The sequence below is a fragment of the Pseudoalteromonas sp. CO109Y genome, from assembly GCF_004208935.1.
GTDB lineage: Bacteria > Pseudomonadota > Gammaproteobacteria > Enterobacterales > Alteromonadaceae > Pseudoalteromonas > Pseudoalteromonas shioyasakiensis.
The window spans coordinates 85,881-104,144 of the sequence record NZ_SGPD01000039.1 but is presented as its reverse complement, the minus strand read 5'-3'; the positions used below and the strand labels follow the sequence as shown (position 1 = coordinate 104,144).

Here is an 18,264-nt window from a genome sequence, read left to right as displayed (position 1 = left end):
GCTCATCTATTTAAAAGCCTACACTTTCCAAAAAATGCCTTTGCGATAGCAGCTGTACATCACCCCATAAGACACCACTAAAAACAGCAGTGAAAAGCTAAAAGAAGCGAGGTAATCATTGCTGATCACTAATTGTATTAGGCCATAAATACTGCCTTTTAAACTGCTATCGCCGAGCGGGATTATAATTAATAGCCGTGCGAACACGCCTGCAAACATAAAAAATAATATCGCATTTGCACCAAATACAATGAAAGGAGCGCCCCAACTACGCAGCTTATAAATATCTAAAATAGCACTGCACAGCGCATAGAAAATCGCTGCCAGCCCTGAGCTGAGTAGCACATAGCTCGGCGTCCATAAGGCTTTATTGATAGGCGTTAATGGCGAAATAGCATAGCCGGCAATAACAGCTAATGTACCCAGTAAGATAAGTGTACGAGCTTGTTTTTTAAGGTCGGGTTGCTTAGTTAAATAAACCGCAGCCAAGATGCCGCTAAGCGCACTTGCAGTGGCAGGCAGTGTTGAGAACAGCCCTTCAGGGTCAAATGGCAGTGGCTTAGCATTGGCGTAATACAGGTGATGACTACCAAATACGGCATTGTCTATGAAGGTACTTAAGTTATTGCCATGTAACCATAAGCCACTGACTACCTCGCCATTTGGCAAGGTATAGGGGATATAAAGCATGGCAGCGCCATAAAACACTAAAAGAGCGATGCAAGTAATGGCTATTTTCTTAGGCGATAAATAGAGATAACAACACAGAGCAATTAAATACACCAAACCGATACGTTGCAGCACGCCCAACACACGCAGCTGCAATAATTTGTCATCAAGCCAGCTAAAAGAAGGGTCTCGAAAGTTGTAATAAAACAAGGCTAAAAACCAACCGAGGGCAATGAGTTTAATGGTACGAATAACCCCTGCTTTTAGTATGTGTTGATCACTGACCCCTTTAGCACGCAAGCTATTTACTGAGAGCGTGATAGACATGCCGACGATAAAAATAAAAAACGGAAAAATTAAGTCGGTGGGCGTCCAACCATGCCACTGTGCATGTTTCAAAGGCCAATACATCGCTCCCCAGCTACCCGGGTTATTCACTAATATCATGGCGGTAATAGTCAAGCCCCGCATTACATCTAACGCCATGAGGCGATGTGAAGGGAGTTTATTGATGATTTCAGCACAGTGGTGACGCATAGGAAAACTTTATTGTTATTTTGTTTTTATAGTGCAATAAATTATTACATCAAAGCAAGCTGCTTTTTGAACAATATAAATCGTACGTATTAGCCGTTCTTTTAACTGTCTTAAGTTTATAGTTCATTAAATTCAATATGTTAAATAACGAGGGGGTTGGTAGGTGGCTTTGATGTCGTTCATATTCAACGAGCGCTTGGTAGCTGAAGTTATTAAACAGAGTTACTTTAATTAATTAGAGTAATTGCACTCATTTGTTTGCGCTAAATCAAATTATGACAAAAGTTCTATAGAGGTACATAGAACATCTTGCTAGTATAAAGGTATTAGATGTACCCGATATGGACTTTGGGCCTGTATGTGAGAAATATCGTGCTTAATAGTCTTAGCCATGGTTTAAACCTACGCCGCTTAATTTTAGTGTTAGCGTTTTCTGCAACGCTTATAACCTTTCTAAATAGTTATTACTCGAGCTACCAAGTTCAAAAGCAACAACTAATAGATAAAACTCTTAATAATCATAAAGCATACGCCGCTAAGTTGGTGTCGGCGACCGATAACTTTTTACTTAATGCTCAGCAACAGCTTGCTTATGTTGGAAAAATTCTTGAAGACGATTTTAATAATCAAGGCTTAATTAATTCTGAGGCAGACCGCCTAAGGCTACAAACCAATAGTTTTAATTCGACCATTATTGTTAATGCGCAGGGCGATATTTTAGGGGTATCACCAAAGTCATTGAAGCTACAAAACCGTAAAGTAGATAGCTTTGGCACTAAAGCGGCTTTGTCGTATCGTACTCCAATGATCAGCGAGCCTTATATCTCGATGGCGGGCAATTTACTGATCTTTATATCGCAGCCTTTATTCGATAAACAAAGTAACTTCATTGGTTATATTGGCGGCACTTTGTACTTAAAACGTGCCAGCATTTTAAATGAATTGCTGCAAGTTCATTATTATCAAGATGGCTCTTATCTGTATGTGGTTGATGAAAACCATCGCTTACTCTATCACCCAGATAAAAGCCGTATTGGTGAGCAAGTGTTTGATAACCAAGTAATTGAAGAAGTACTAAAAGGAAACGCCGGCACCCAGCTTGTTACCAACAGCAAAGGCGTTGAGATGCTTGCAGGCTACGCTCCTATGACAGTTGCTCCATGGGGAGTCGTCACTCAGCGCCCACTAGAAAGCACGCTTGCACCGCTTGATAATTTAATGTGGCAAGTGTTTGTAAAAACCGCCCCAATAGGTGTACTCACATTTATATTGATTTGGGTGTTAGCACGTTTAATTGCTCAGCCTTTAAGGCAGTTAGCCGAAACTGCAAATACTTTAGATCGCCCTTCAACGTCACTTGAGCTGACACAAATTCGCTCATGGTACTTTGAAAGTAATGAACTCAGAAAAGCCATGTTAAAAGGGGTCGGGTTATTACAAAGTAAAATAGGGCTATTGCGCCAAGAAGCGCAAACTGATCCCCTCACTTGCCTGCATAATCGCCGTAGCCTCGATATGCAAATTAGCCATTTGATAGCTCAACGTTGCCCTTTTGCTGTATTGGCTATCGACATCGATCACTTTAAACGGGTTAACGACGAGTTCGGTCATGACATTGGTGATGTGGTTCTACAGTCGTTAGCTAAAATTTTGTTAGATGTTACTCGTGATAGTGATGTGGTTGCTCGTACAGGTGGTGAAGAATTCATTGTGATTATGCCAAGAGTGGAAGCAAAACGTGCGTATCAGCTGGCTGAGCGTTTGCGTATGCGGGTGTCAGAAAGCTACATTGACCCGGTTGGCTGCATTAATGTATCAATTGGTATTTCGGGCTGGCCAATTGAGCAATTAAGCATTGATGAAGTATTTAAGCTTGCTGACCAAGCTTTATATCAAGCTAAAAAAACCGGTCGTAACCGCTCAGTTGTCGATGCCACATACAGCCAAGACCTTGCTCCAGTTTCTGAGCCTTCAATCTTGGAATAAGTTATTTAATGTGCAATAGTGGATGCTATTAAGTTATTTATGGAAATCAAAATGGCATTCACTTTTTTGGCTCGTTTAACTAAATCCACTTCTTTGTTAGGTATTGCGCTTATGAGTGCAAGTACTGCTTATGCCAACCCAAGCGATGATAAACGTAGCGAATTTGTGGATGTAGGTGCTTTGCTACCGAATGCTGTGTTAGATATCCGTTATTATGGTCATAACAACTTTGTTGGCAAACCAGTTGATGGTTACAACGCACCTAAATGTTTATTGCATAGCAGTGCTGCAAGCGCGCTTAAAAATGTGCAAGTAGCAGCGCAAACCCAAGGTCTGAGCTTAAAAATATTTGATTGTTATCGCCCGCAGCGCGCCGTTGATCACTTTGTACGTTGGGTTAACGATTTAGAAGATACCCGCACTAAAGCTGAGTTTTATCCAAACTTAGGCAAAGACAAGCTGCTTGGTGATTACATCGCCGCTAAATCGGGTCACAGTCGTGGTTCAACGATTGATTTAACGTTAGTTGATGTAAAAGGCAAAGATCTTGATATGGGCTCACCGTTTGATATGTTCGACACTCTTTCTAACACCGACGACCCGCGCATTAGTGCAGAGCAAAAAGCCAATCGATATAAACTTAAAAGCCTGATGACAGAGGCCGGTTTCGCCCCTTATTCAATGGAATGGTGGCATTTTACCTACCAACCGCAAGCATATCCCGCCACCTATTTTGATTTTGTGGTGGAGTAGGTAAAACAGCTTTAAGCTTTCAGCTGTAAGTTTTAAGCCGAAAAGTGTTGTTTTTGAATGTTGAGTTAGCTTGATTAAATGGCGTTGAATGTTAGACACGCCATGCAAGCATGACGCCTACGGTTTGATGTAGGCGTGAAACTTGTTTCACGCGTCTGACGGCTGATAGCTGAAGGCTGACAGCTCCTTCTAGAACCAAGCGCATGATGACGCGGGATAAACCCGCTGCTACAAGTAGGCGTGAAACTTGTTTCGCGCGTCTGACAGCTGATAGCTGAAGGCTGACAGCTTCTTCACGTTGGGTTTCGCTGCGCTCTACCCAACCTACATCACCTCTTTTATCGGTGAATAATCAACTTTAATTTCAACAATATCGACATTGGCATTTTGTTTAAAAGCGTTTTGCACTTTTAATAAATCAGTGTCTTTTTCAGCAAGGTAGCGATAGCTTTTGTTGGTCATTTTTTTCAGCGTATATTGGCTGCTAAACGCTACTGGTAAGCTGTTTTCTTTTAGCGTTAAGTAAATTGCACCCGTTGCGATGCCGCGCTCTTGCATTGCATGATTAAAGACTTCTGTGCCCTTGGTTAAAGTAGGCGCATCAAAGGTAATTTTTTCGCCATTATTACTAAAAGCGTTCGTCAATTTTTGCTTGTTGATTTCGACTGCTTTTTTAACATCTTTAACTGAAGTTTGTTCTTTTTGTGAACTGGTTGTTGGCTGCTGTGTTGTATTTTGCTCGCTTATTTCATTTTTTTGACAGCCTGATACTAGTACTAATGCTAGTGTAAGTGCTTGTATCTTAATTGTTTGGTTCATTATGTTCCTGCTTGTTTGTTACTTTTGTTTACAATTAATTCTGTTTTTTAATTGCCATATTGGGTACATTGGCCACGGTTATGATTGTTAACCGAAAATAAAAATATAACAATAGGGAACGTAAGGAATGTCTCAATTTAAAGTAACAGCAGTTGCTACCATGGTAACGGCTATCTTGGCATCATCTCAAGTACAGGCAAGCGAACAAACTCGCTTTTATAATGCTTCAAGCGTTAGCTCTCAAGTACAATTTAATCCTCAAGTATCTCAGCAACGTGCATTAGCTGAGCGTCGCACTGTATCGGGTCACAAATCAATTTTCGATGCGCAATTAGGTAAAGCTACGTTCTTATGGAATGCAGTAGGTCAAGCTAAGCCTGATATGGCAATGGTGCTTCCTGAGCAACGTAATGCTTACGCTGCAGATTTTTATTTGAATGCCTTAACCGGTGTTAGCACCGCTAAAAAAGGTGTATCAAGCGCTGTATTAGCAGATTTATCTGAGCAAAAGCTTGGCTCAATCACAGCTAAATACAAGCAAAAAGTTCATGACATTGAAGTATTCAACCGTGAATACAACCTGATCATGGATAAAGAATATAACCTAGTTGCTGGTTCTGGTTATTTCGCTAACACAAGTTCAAATGCAACGCAGTCGTTCGCGCCACTTGCTGAGTTTGTTGGTGCTGAGCAAAGCATTAAACGTGCAATTAAAGAACTTGCTGATATCAATGTGTCGTTAACTAAATCAACTGAGCAAGGTGACTATGTTAAGTACACTGTGTCTAACCAAAGTGGTGACAAAGTTGTATTAGGTCAGCCACGTGCTAAGAAAGTATTCTTTGAAGTAGCGGGTGAGCTGCAATCGGCATACTATGTTGAAGTAGAAGTTGCTGATAAAAACAGCCTAGAAAGCGATTACTTCAGCTACGTTATTGGCGCGCAAAACAGCAAAGTTTATTTCAAGAAAGACTTAAAAGCACACGCGGCAGACTTTAACTATCGTGTATGGGCTGACGAAGATGGTTACCCATGGGAAGGTCCACACGGTGATGTGATCCCAGCTGATGGCCCAGATCAAGTTGATGAAACTGAAATCCTAGATGCACCACTTGTAAGCCTGTCTTACTACAAAAAACTAAGCACGATGGATCCGTGGCTTGCTGATGACGCTACAACAACATCAGGTAACAACGTATTTGCTTATGCTGATGTAATTGCACCTCAAGGTTACACTGAAGGTGACTTCACTGCTGAAACTACTTCAGATTACACATTCGATTACCCTTACCAAGTTGATCAAGTAGCAAACAGCTACGACAACCGTAAAGCGGCAATTGTTAACTTGTTCTACATGAACAACTTCTTACACGATTTCTTCTATGACCATGGTTTTGATGAAACATCAAATGTTGCACAAGTATCAAACTACGGCCGTGGTGGTGTAGAAGGCGACCCAATCGAAGCACAAGCGCAAGATAATAGCGGTTTAAACAACGCTAATATGGCAACACCTGCTGACGGTGCAAGCCCTCGCATGCAAATGTATTTATACAACTCGAAAGATGCGAAAGTGGGTGTAGATTTCGGTGTGGTTGTAACATCAGATGAAACAATTGGTCTACTTGAGTCTTCTAAAGTATCTGGCTTTGGTCAAATGCAATTTGCTGATATCGCGGGCGAAGTTGTTCGTTTAGTTGATGGCAATGATGTAGATTCTGGTAGCGTAACAGACGGTTGTGAACCTGCAACAAATGCAGCTGAACTGGCTGGCAAAATTGCGCTAGTCGATCGTGGTTCTTGTAACTTCACAGCAAAAGTACTACACGCTCAAGAAGCGGGTGCAATTGGTGCTATCGTTGTAAACAACAACCCAGATACAGATGAGCCAGCGCCAATGGGCGGTGAAGACGATGCAGTTATCATTCCTAACATGGGTCTGAACTATGCTGACGGTCACGCACTTTACGATGGTATCGCTGCAGGCGACACTGTTACTGTTAATATGTTCAACAAAGCAACGTTAAAAGACGGTACGTTAGATAACGGTATTATTGCTCACGAATGGGGTCACTATATCAGTAACCGTTTAGTGGGTAACTCATCAGGTCTTATCAACTTCCAAGGCCGTGCGATGGGCGAAGGTTGGGGTGATTTCCACTCACTGATGTTCATTGCTAAAGCTGATGACATTAACATCCCAGGTAACGACAAGTTCCAAAAAGCTTACGGTAGCGGTACATTCGTAGAAGATTTCTACTATGGTATTCGTCGTGTTCCATATTCAACAAATATGGAAGTAAACCCGCTGTCTTTCCGCCACATTACTGAAAATGAAGGTGCTGATGTAGGTATTGCTCCAACTAATGTTGGTTCGCCACACGCAGCAGGTGAAATTTGGGCAACTATGCTTTGGGAAAGCTATGTAGCACTTATCAATGAGCACGGCTTTGAAGAAGCTCAAAACCGTATGGCTAACTACTTAGTTGCTGGATACAAGCTAACTCCGGTTGCTCCACTATACACAGAAGCACGTGATGCTATCTTAGCTGCAGCGTACGCAGTTGACCCAGAAGATTACAAACTAATCTTAGGTGCATTTGCTAAGCGTGGTATGGGCTTAGGTGCTAAAGCACCAGAGCGTTTCAGCGAAGATTTAACAGGTGTTGTTGAATCTGACAAAATGAAACTTGCTAGCTTCACATTCAAAGATGTGGCAATGGATCCAAACTACAACGGTGCAGAGCTAGGTTATTGTTCAAACGATAACGTGCTAGACAAAGGTGAAACAGGCACATTAACTGTTAGCATCATGAACACAGGTAGTGAAGTACTAACTGGTACTCAAGCACAGTTAACGGTTGTTAGTGGTCACGATGTAACGTTCGAAAATGATGGTTTAATCACTTTTGACGATACAACTCCTTACGCTTCACAAACAAGCGCACCTATCACGTTTACACTAAATGATGCAGGCACTGCTGATACACTTGAAATCGAAGTGTCATTCCCAGAGCTTTCTGCTGATGACGAGATTGTTGAAGCAGCAAGCGATACAGTATCTTACCTTGTGAACATGGACTTTGAAGATAAAGCACCAGTTAGCTCACAAACTGCTGACGATATGGAAGTAGCAGGCGCTTCATTACGTGACTGGAAAGAAAACGTAATGACAGGTGATGACTTAGCAGTTGGCACACAAAGCATGGCAACCGGCGGTAATGTTAACTTCTTCAACAGCTTTGGCTTCGGTCTTGGCGAGCAAACCATGTACCTAAACAACAATGACTTCCAGTCAGATGTTGCGGTTGAATCAAGAGAGTTTGATATCGGTTTTGCTGGTGATTTTGAAGTTTCATTCTGGCACTTCTACCTAATCGAAAACGAATGGGATGGTGGTGTTGTAGAGATCAGCGTAAACGGTGGTAACTGGGTAGATGTTACTGAAATGGGCGGTACATTTGATGTTGGTTACGATGGCCCACTAATCGAAAATGACGCGCAAGCACTACAAGATCGCGATACCTTCACAGGTAACAATGTTGATGGTAACGGTGTTTATGGTAACTACGAAACAATTCGTTTCGGTACTGAACTAAACGGTAACCGTGCAAAATTACGTTTCCGTATGTCATCAGACAGCGCAGTACGTGAGTTCGGCTGGTGGATTGATAACGTAACTGTTAGCAATGTAACGTCACCAATCTTCTCAAACGTGATTGCTGGTGATGCATTAGCATGTGATAACGCACTACCATTACTTTCTGTATCGGGCGATGAGTCTGTTTCTGAGTCTGCTTCAGGCACATTAACGGCAACAGCGTCAGACCGTAACAGTGATGACACGCTAAGCTACACCTGGACGCAACTAAGCGGCACAACAGCAACACTTACAGGTGCTGACACTGCAACTCTAGGCTTCACGCCAGGTGCTATCTCAAGCGATGACGAGTTAGTATTTGAAGTAACAGTAAGCGATGGTACAGACTCTGTATCAGAGCAGTTCACTGTTGCCGTAACTAACGAAGCTGAGCCAGTAGAAGAGAAGAAAGTAACTAAATCTAGCAACGGTAGCTTTGGTTTCTTAACACTACTACTTGCACCACTAGCGCTTATCGGCCGTCGCCGTAAACGTAAATAAGACTTTTAAATAGTGATAACAAAGCCCTTACAGTTCGCTGTAAGGGCTTTTTTGTTTTAAGTTAGCGAGAGTAAAGTTAGCAAGGGGAAAGGGGAAAGTTTCGAGATGCGAGATACGAGATGCGAGGTAGCAGCGATTTTACATCGCGTCCTAGCGCCTAGTACCTAGCGCCTGATGTTTTCATTCGTAGGCGTGAAACTTGTTTCGCGCGTCTGAACGCTGAACGCTGATAGCTGACGGCTGACAGCTCTTTTTACTATCTTTGTGGGGTCATCAATACTCGATAACCCCACATTTCTGACTTACAGCTTACAGCTTACAGCTTAGAGCTTAAAGCTTAAAGCTCAAGGTAAACTATTGAACCGTGGCTTTTAGGCCGCGGCGTTTTAATAACGCTGAGGTGTCTGGCTCTTGACCACGGAATGCTTTGAACGATTCCATAAGGTCACGTGAGTTACCCACTTCTAAAATTTCTTTACGGTATTTTTCACCCATTTCGCGAGTTAAACCACCTTGCTCTTGAACATATGCAAAGGCGTCTGCCGCTAAGATTTCACTCCACATATAAGCGTAGTAACCCGCTGAGTAACCGCCGCCCATTGAGTGTGAGAAGAAGGCTGACTTATAACGTGGTGGTACAAATGGTACATCAACACCATGTTTAGCAAGCGCTTGTTGCTCAAACTTTTCAATGTCTTGTAATGGTGCATCAGCAGAAAGTGAATGCCACTCCATATCAAGTAATGCAGCTGCAACGTACTCTAGGGTATCAAAACCTTGGTTGAAGCTACGTGATTGAATTACTTTTTTCAGTAGCTCATCAGGAATCGGCTCGCCAGTTTTATGGTGTTTTGCATAGTTAGCGATAACTTCAGGGTACATGGCCCAATCTTCCTCAAATGTTGATGGGAACTCAACGAAGTCGCGTGATACTGAGGTGCCAGATAGAGTCGGGTACTTCACGTTTGAGAACATGCCGTGTAAGCCATGACCCAGCTCGTGGAAAATTGTTGTTGCTTCATCATAACTGATAAGCGTAGGTTCGCCATTCGCGCCTTTTTGAATGTTCATAACGTTTACGACAACCGGCTTTTGTTCTTTAAGGCCAGATTGTTTAACGAATGAGCTCATCCATGCACCGCCACGTTTGCCTTCACGAGCGAAGTAGTCAGCAAAGAAAATGGCTAAGCTCTTTCCATTTTCATCAAATAACTCATAGGCTTTTACATCAGGGTGGTAAACCGGAATATCGTTACGTGGTTTAAAGGTGATGCCGTATAAACGGTTCATGGTGAAGAATACGCCATCTTCAAGAACACGGTTAAATTCGAAGTATTCTTTCACTGCATTTTCGTCAAGGTTGTATTTATCTTTACGTACCTGCTCTGCGTAGAATAACCAATCCCATGGCTGTAATTTGAATTGCTCACCTGACTCATCAATCTTAGCTTGAATAGCCGCCGCTTCTGCGTTGACGTTCTGCATTAATGCAGGGATCATACTCGCAAACATATCAAATACAGCTTGTGGTTTTTTCGCCATTTGTGACTCTAAACCAAAATCAGCCCAGCTGTCGTAACCTAATAGTTTCGCTTTTTGAGCACGTAACTGAGCAAGTTCTGCCACGATATCACGGTTACTATTTTCGCCCGATAATGCACGCTCAGCCGATGCACGCCATACTTTTTCACGTAAATCACGGTTTTTCAGTGTTGCCAGAATAGGCTGACGCGTGGTGTTTGTGATCTTAATTAGGTATTTGCCTGGATGGCCAGCCTCTGCTGCGGCATTGGCAAGCTGCTCAATTTGACCTGCTGGTAAGCCCTCAAGCTCTGCTTTGTCATCCACTAAAACAACATTTGTTTTAGTCAGCGCTAATAAGTTTTGTGAGAACTGAGTTGTTAAGCTTGAGTGCTTCGTATTGATATCACGAATTTGTTGTTTTTGCTCTGCACTTAATTTTGCACCAGCACGCACAAAACGTTTGTAGTAAACGTCTAATAAACGCTTTTCTTCAGCAGTTAAGGCAAGGCTGTCAGCTTCGCTGTGAATAGCCGCTACTTTCTCAAAGAGTGCTTTATTTAAGTAAATGTTGTCGCTATGAGCCGCTAGTTTTGGCGCTAACTCTTTTTGTAATTCACGACGTGCCGGGTTTGAATCCGTACCCGCTAAGTTATAAAAAATACTGCGTGTGCGTGTTAATAGCTCACCACTTTTCTCAAGCGCAACAATCGTATTGGCAAAATCAGGCTTTGCTGGATTGTTGATAATAGCTTGCACTTCAGCCATTTGCTCAGTCATGCCTTTATTAAATGCAGGCATGAAATGTTCATCTTTAATCGCACTGAAATCAGGCGTTTCGTATTGTAATACGCTTTTCACAAACAATGGGTTAGCTTGCTCTTTTGCAGCAACCGGTGTTGATTGCTCTGATTTAGGCGTTGATGTTGTTGTTTGCGGTTCTGAACAGGCCGTGAGTAACAGCGCAGAACTGATCGCGGTTGCGATTAGGTGTTTCATAGTTTTTCTCTTGTCATTTTTAAAATTAAATTGTGTCGATATAACCTTGCACATACGTTTTATAAGCTCTCGATTTGCATAGCGGTTAAAACGAATTACAAAAAGATGCTACAAAAAAGAACTTGTATGAGGCAGGTATCACCATGTGATCAATGAGCCCAGCATACTGTGTCTTATTACAATTGACCTCATACGTTGCGATAAGGTGATTATTGGCTGCGATAAGCCGTTAAAATTCTCTAAGATTGGAAAGCCAATTGTTACTTTGCAGCTTAAATATAAATAGCCTGACCTAATAGATCTTTTTGACTCATAACAGTGTCCAAATAAAAACTTTGTGGTATGTTATATTGTAACAATTTAGTCTGCAATCAATCTTGCCATGGAGTGCATTTTTTTACGATAAGTTGCAAATGTTGCTGAATAAGCAAGGAGTCATATGGCTATCATAATCAAACACGCTTGCGTTGTTAATGAAGGGCAGCGCGCATTAAATGATGTAATAATTGTTGGTGATCGAATCGCTGAAATTGCCTCAGATATCAGTGCCAAGGCCAATGATGAGGTAATTGATGCAAGCGGTTTGTTGCTATTACCTGGCATGATCGACGATCAAGTTCACTTTAGAGAGCCAGGCCTTACCCACAAAGGCACGATCGCCAGTGAATCCGCCGCCGCAGTGGCTGGTGGTATTACAAGCTTTATGGAAATGCCTAATGTTTCACCATCGACTACCACAGCAAAAGCACTTGCTGATAAATACGCGATAGCAGCGCAAACGAGCGCTGCGAATTATGCGTTTTACTTTGGCGCAACCCCAGACAACCTCGATGAAATTAAAGCCCTTGATGCTAAAAAGGTATGCGGCGTTAAAGTGTTTATGGGAGCATCAACAGGCGATTTACTGGTTGAACACCCTCATGCTCTTGAAGCCATTTTTCGGGAAAGCCCGGTACTCATTGCCACCCATTGCGAGCAAGGGGAGGTTATTCAACAAAATCAGCGCCACATAGAAAAACGTTATGGCGAGTTACAAATAGAGCATCACCCGTTAATTCGTGATGAGTTGGCGTGTTATGCATCTTCATCGTATGCCGTATCGCTGGCAAAACGCTATGGCTCGCAGCTGCATGTTTTACACCTAACAACAGCAAAAGAGCTAGAGCTATTTAGTAACGCACCCATAGAGCAAAAACACATAACCGCCGAAGCCTGCGTGCATCATTTGTGGTTTAACCAAGATGATTACGCAAGCTATGGCAATCAAATTAAATGTAACCCCGCCATAAAATCAGAGCAAGATCGCCAAGCGTTACTCGCAGCAGTGCGCGATGGTCGCATTGATATTATTGCCACCGATCATGCCCCTCATACTTGGCAAGAAAAGCAGCAACAATACAGCGCTGCACCTGCTGGGCTCCCATTAGTCGAGCATGCATTACTGTCGTTACTTGAGCAGGTAAAACGTGGTTCGTTGAGCCTTGAGCAAGTCGTTGAAAAAACAGCGCATAACGTGGCAAAGCGATTTGCTATCAAAGAGCGGGGGTTTATCAGAGAAGGCTACTTTGCTGATTTAGTCCTGGTTGATACAAATGCAGAAAAGCACGTTGAGCATACAAACACGCATTACTTATGCCAATGGACGCCATTTAATGGCACCACTTTTTCACACCGAATAACACATACCTTTGTAAATGGTGAGTGTGTCTTTGATGGGCAGCACGTAACCCCTCACAAGCAGGCCGCTAAGGCCTTAACATTTAATCGTTAAAAGAAGTTGATATGCAATTACCCGATATTACCTCGCACTCTAATGTAGATTTTCAGTCACCTTTAAAATGGGTCGGCATGGAAAAAATAGCATTGCCTTTGAAGCTTGCACAAACTCATGTTGATGTGCACTTGAATACCAAAGCTGATGTGTTTGTTAGCCTTGATAGTGATGCTAAAGGCATTCATATGTCGCGTCTATATTTATTACTTAATCAGCAATTGGCTAAACAAAGCTTAACGAGTCAACGTGTTAACGAGTTTATGCAGGCTGTTTTAGCATCACAAAAAGGCTTAAGTAAAGGCGCAAAACTGGTGCTGCATTTTGATTTACCACAGCTAAAACCAGCGCTACTTAGCGACCATGCCGGATACAATGCTTACCCTGTCGTTTTAACGATTACTAAGCAGCAATCGCTCACCATTAACTTAAAAGTCGATGTTGCCTACAGCAGCACCTGTCCATGCTCAGCGGCATTATCGAGGCAGCTTTTGAGCGAGGCAGTCGATAAGCAATTTAGTGATGAGCATATAGATAAAGCCTCTTTACTCAATTGGCTTGCAAGTGAACAGGGCTCAATTGCAACTCCCCATAGCCAGCGCTCTTATGCTTATATTGATGTCACTTTTAGTAGTGAAAAGCTACCTGATATTAGCGGCTTTATCACAGTATGTGAGCAAGCCATAGGCACCCCAGTACAAACCGCCGTAAAGCGTGAAGATGAACAAGCATTTGCTGCCCTTAACGCAAAAAACTTACTGTTTTGCGAAGATGCAGCAAGGCGATTGAAGCAGTGCTTCGAAACCATGCCGAGCATTGCTGATTACCAATTTAAGGTTGAACACCAAGAAAGCTTACATGGCCACAATGCAGTGGTTTATGAGTCTAAATATTAGGTTCATAAACCTAAAATGGTTTACAAATTTTGACATTAGCGGTCGCAAAATATTGCTATTCATTTTCACAATGATAATGATACGAGCGCTAAAAATGATAAACATAATAATATAAAGGACGACTATGCGTTTTAAATTTATTGCTGCTGCAGTGGGTCTCGCTGTAGCAAATGTTGCTGTTGCCGACGAAGGCATGTGGCAACCTCACCAGCTACCAGAGCTTGAATCAGTGTTAAAAGCGAAAGGCTTGAGCATTGATGTAGAGTCAATTTCAAAATTAACAGAGTTTCCGATGAACGCGGTAATTAGCCTTGGTGGCTGTACAGCTTCGTTTGTTTCACCAAAAGGCTTAGTTGTCACAAATCATCACTGTGCCTATGGTTCGATTCAATATAACTCGACTACCGAAAACAATATTTTAGAAAATGGCTTTTTAGCTAAAACAACGGGCGAAGAAGTGCCAGCTGCGCCGGGTTCTCGTGTTTTTGTTACAGAGCAAGTAACCGACGTTACAGAAAAAGTAAACAAAGGCACTGAAAAGCTAACCGGTAAAGCTCGTTTTGATGCTATCCAAGCAAATGAAAAAGCACTTGTTAGTGAGTGTGAGCAAGACAAGAGCTATCGCTGTAATGTGTATACTTTCCACGGTGGTCTTGAGTATTACCTTATTAAATCGTTAGAAATTAAAGATGTACGTTTAGCGTATGCCCCTGCTATGGGCGTAGGTAAATACGGCGGTGATATCGACAACTGGATGTGGCCGCGCCACACGGGTGATTTCTCGTTCTATCGCGCCTATGTTGGCAAAGATGGCAAGCCAGCTGAATATTCAGAAGATAACGTGCCGTACCAAAGTGATGCGTTTTTAAAAGTAAGCGCTAAAGGCGTACAAGAAGGCGATTTTGTGATGGTTACCGGTTATCCGGGCAGCACAAACCGTTACCGTATTTCGCCTGAAGTTGATTACGTGTTTAACACAGCTTACCCATTAGCGCGTAAATATAACTCTAAATATGTCTCGTTAATTGAAGAAAATGCGCCTGAAGGCTCAGAGGCACGTATCGCTTATGAAAGCACGATTGCGGGTTATAACAACTACATTAAAAACTATGGCTCAATGATTGAGAGCTTCAATAAAGGGTCAATGTATAGCCGTAAGCAACAATTCGAAAAAGATCTCACTGCATGGATCAATGAAGATAGTAAGCGCAAAGCCAAATACGGACACGTACTTGCTGATTTATCTGCGCTAGTTGCACAGTCGCAAGAGCATAACCAGCGCGACCGCATGTTAGGTTACGTACACCGCTCGCAAATGATCTCAACTGCTCGACGTTTATACCGTTTAGCTTACGAGAAAAAAAAGCCAGATGCTGAGCGCGAAAGCGGTTATCAAGAGCGTGATATGCCACGTCTCGAGTCTCGTTTAAAAAGCATGAGCCGTCGTTATGATGAAACCGTAGATAAAGCTATTTTACTGTACTTTATTGAGCAATATGCTGCATTACCTAAAGACGAGCGAGTTGCAGAGGTTGATAAAGCACTGGGTCTAACAAACGGTTTTGATAAACAAAAACAGCAAGCCTTGCTTGATGATATGTATGCTAAATCGGTTCTTGCAGATGAAAGCAAACGTTTATGGATGGCAGATCTTGACCTTGCTCAGTTAAAGCAAAGTAGCGATCCATTCATTCAGTATGCGCATGCAATCTTTGCGGTCACAAAAGATATTGAAGATGCGAAAAAAGAACTGGCTGGTAAACAGCAAGCTGCTCGCCCTGCATTAATGGAAGCAATCATCGCTTATAACAAGGCACTTAATAAGCCAGTTTATGCTGATGCTAATAGCACCTTGCGTGTAACTTACGGTACGGTAGGCGGCTATTCACCGCAAGATGGCTTAGTGGCAACCCCCTTTACATCTTTAGAAGGACTACTTGCTAAAAACACCGGCGTTGAACCATTCAACTCACCAGAGAAACAAAACGAGTTAATTAAGCAAAAGCTTTATGGTGATTACACCGGCGGTATGAATACGGTTCCGGTTAACTTTTTATCTAATGTAGATACCACAGGTGGTAACTCAGGCTCACCAACATTAAACGGTAATGCTGAGCTCGTTGGTTTGTTATTTGATGGTGTTTACGAAAGCATTATTGGTGATTGGGATTACGATGAAAATTTAAATCGCTCAATTCACGTTGATTCACGATATATGCTGTGGGTGATGGATAAAGTTGATAATGCTCAAAACCTACTTAAAGAGATGACTATCGTTAAGTAATCTAAGTTTAAGGTTAATTTAAGCATTAAAATGCCAGTCTAACAGACTGGCATTTTTGTTTTTTATAAAAATAAAAGTACTGAATTTCATAAGGTTGAAAAATATTTATAAAAATTAATTTTTCTTAAGTTTTATTTAAGTTTCGCTCGATAAATTTTACACATAACCTAAGTGGAGCGAACAATTATGCTTTCAGTTCAACAATCACATCAAACTCAAGTTCAAGAGCCTGCCTTTGTTTGCACTCGTGAAGGAGGCCAATTTCGTGACCGCCTTGAGCGTAATATTAAGCAAGGTTTTGCTGCAGCCTATGACGCGAAAATTTCGCAGTTCATGCCGCTTCTTTGTGAGCTTAATGTTGATGATGAAGTATGTACCTTAGGCCTTCGCTCTGCATCACAACCTTTGTTTATTGAACAATACCTCCCTGCGTCTATTGAGCACTTTGTTGGTGCCAAGCGTGAGCACATTTTTGAGCTAGGTAATTTATGCTCAACGCATCGAAAAGCCACCTTGGCACATTTTGTTTTAATGAACGAAGCACTCTATCAAGCAGGAGCAAATTATTTAGTGTTTTGTGCAACCCGCAAAGTGAGAGCGCTATTAAAAATGCTGGGTGTCAATTGCAAAGAAATCGGTGTTGCAAATGCGCAAGCACTTCAAGATCCAGCAAGCTGGGGTAGCTATTACGACAATCAACCAACCATCTGTGTGGTTGACCTAAACGAAGCTCATCAGCGTGTATTAAATACCCCCGTTTTATTCAATATCAAACAGCAGTGTTTACAGTCATCGCTTGAGCTTGCTGTATTTTTGGAGGCGTTATGAGTTGGTTAACACAGTTACCACATAAAGATAGCGATACCTTAATGGTTTGCCACAAAAACGATGGTGTGCGCTCACTAACTAAACAAGAATTTACTGAACAAGTGACTCGCTTGCTACCTACCTTGGCAGAATTTGATGCCCAAGGTGTGGCTTATCAATTAGATAACACACCTGCTTGGTGTGTATTAGAAGCTGCGCTTAGCGAGCTTAAAAGAGTGGCTATTCCGCTACCAACGTTTTTTACTGCTCAGCAAATTGCGTTTGGTTTACAAAACAGTGGGGCAGGTTTATTTGTTTGTGACCGTGCTTTCGAAGGCGAGCATGCTAAATTAGTGGCGTTAGTAGATGTATGTAAGCATTACCCTTTATATGTTTACCAATTGAGTAATACACAGCCTGTGCCATATTTTGCAAACACGCAAAAGATTACCTTTACGTCTGGCTCAACGGGCACACCAAAAGGCGTGTGTTTATCGCTTGAAAGCCAATTGCAGGTGGCAACATCACTTTATCAAAGCATTGGTTTAGAAAAACCAAACCATTTATGTTTACTGCCGCTACCTGTTTTGCTTGAGAATTTAGCCGGTGTGTATGCGCCGCTATTAGCGGGTGGCACGGTTAACTTAGTGCCTTTAGCTGAACTTGGTTTTTCAGGTGCACAGCTACTTGAACCACATAAATTAATAGCCGCAATTGAACGTACTGAGCCAAACACCCTTATTTTAGTGCCTGAGCTACTGACTTGTTTAGTGGCTTTTGCAAAGCAAGGCTGGCAAGCACCTAAAAGCTTAAAGTTTATTGCAGTAGGTGGCGCAGTTGTAAGCCAAGCGCTTATTAAGCAAGCTCGTGAGCTCGGTTTGCCGGTTTATCAAGGTTATGGTTTATCTGAATCTTCATCGGTGGTGAGTTTAAACACTCGCGATGATGATGACATTGACACCGCAGGGCGAGTACTTAAGCACATTCAATACAAAATTGAAAATGGCCAGCTTTATATCAAAGGCTCATTGTTTTTGGGGTATTTAGGTCAAGCAGCACAAGATGCTGATGACTGGTATGC

10 protein-coding genes and 1 pseudogene are annotated in these 18,264 nt (G+C 42.2%); 8 read left to right on the top strand and 3 right to left on the bottom strand.

The window, feature by feature from the left end; all coding sequences use genetic code 11:
• Positions 1-18 precede the first annotated feature (18 nt).
• Entirely contained in the window at positions 19-1,206 is a 1,188-nt protein-coding gene (locus tag EXT43_RS16510) for a heparan-alpha-glucosaminide N-acetyltransferase domain-containing protein (protein ID WP_130167472.1), read from the bottom strand.
• 330 nt (positions 1,207-1,536) lie between these two features.
• Between EXT43_RS16510 and EXT43_RS16505 the strand changes: the two genes are divergently transcribed.
• Both EXT43_RS16505 and EXT43_RS16500 read left to right on the top strand, forming a co-directional pair.
• Entirely contained in the window at positions 1,537-3,192 is a 1,656-nt protein-coding gene (locus EXT43_RS16505; RefSeq protein ID WP_130167471.1) for a sensor domain-containing diguanylate cyclase, read from the top strand.
• Positions 3,193-3,243: 51 nt separating this feature from the next.
• Entirely contained in the window at positions 3,244-3,945 is a 702-nt protein-coding gene (locus tag EXT43_RS16500) for a M15 family metallopeptidase (RefSeq protein WP_130167470.1), read from the top strand.
• Positions 3,946-4,269: 324 nt separating this feature from the next.
• On the opposite strand, the gene EXT43_RS16495 is transcribed toward EXT43_RS16500, so the two are convergent.
• Positions 4,270-4,764 carry a hypothetical protein gene (locus EXT43_RS16495; RefSeq protein ID WP_130167469.1) on the bottom strand — a complete coding sequence of 165 codons (495 nt, stop codon included), beginning with the start codon at positions 4,762-4,764 and terminating at the stop codon, positions 4,270-4,272.
• Between the two features lie 127 nt (positions 4,765-4,891).
• On the opposite strand from EXT43_RS16495, the gene EXT43_RS16490 reads away from it, so the two are divergent.
• Positions 4,892-8,905: a rhombosortase-dependent M36 family metallopeptidase gene (locus EXT43_RS16490; protein WP_130167468.1), complete on the top strand. Its 4,014-nt coding sequence runs from the start codon at positions 4,892-4,894 to the stop codon at positions 8,903-8,905.
• A gap of 354 nt (positions 8,906-9,259) precedes the next feature.
• Here the strand turns inward: EXT43_RS16490 and EXT43_RS16485 are convergent, their stop codons facing one another.
• Positions 9,260-11,425 carry a M3 family metallopeptidase gene (locus EXT43_RS16485; RefSeq protein WP_130167467.1) on the bottom strand — a complete coding sequence of 722 codons (2,166 nt, stop codon included), beginning with the start codon at positions 11,423-11,425 and terminating at the stop codon, positions 9,260-9,262.
• Positions 11,426-11,864: 439 nt separating this feature from the next.
• Here EXT43_RS16485 and EXT43_RS16480 point away from each other — a divergent pair, with 439 nt between their 5' ends.
• The 5 genes and pseudogenes from EXT43_RS16480 to EXT43_RS16460 form a co-directional block, all read left to right on the top strand.
• Positions 11,865-13,196 (top strand): dihydroorotase, encoded by a 1,332-nt coding sequence (locus tag EXT43_RS16480; RefSeq protein ID WP_130167466.1) that lies wholly within the window; start codon positions 11,865-11,867, stop codon positions 13,194-13,196.
• A gap of 11 nt (positions 13,197-13,207) precedes the next feature.
• Positions 13,208-14,092, top strand: coding sequence for a GTP cyclohydrolase FolE2 (gene folE2, locus EXT43_RS16475; RefSeq protein WP_130167465.1), 885 nt, complete (start codon positions 13,208-13,210; stop codon positions 14,090-14,092).
• A gap of 124 nt (positions 14,093-14,216) precedes the next feature.
• The gene (locus tag EXT43_RS16470) at positions 14,217-16,376 is read left to right on the top strand and encodes a S46 family peptidase (RefSeq protein ID WP_130167464.1); all 2,160 of its coding nucleotides are present in this window, start codon (positions 14,217-14,219) and stop codon (positions 16,374-16,376) included.
• Positions 16,377-16,562: 186 nt separating this feature from the next.
• The gene (locus EXT43_RS16465; protein ID WP_062565413.1) at positions 16,563-17,204 is read left to right on the top strand and encodes a thermostable hemolysin; all 642 of its coding nucleotides are present in this window, start codon (positions 16,563-16,565) and stop codon (positions 17,202-17,204) included.
• Positions 17,201-18,196 (top strand): annotated as a pseudogene (locus tag EXT43_RS16460) (AMP-binding protein); the annotation flags it as partial. The gene EXT43_RS16465 and the pseudogene EXT43_RS16460, both read left to right, overlap by 4 nt.
• Positions 18,197-18,264: the final 68 nt, after the last annotated feature.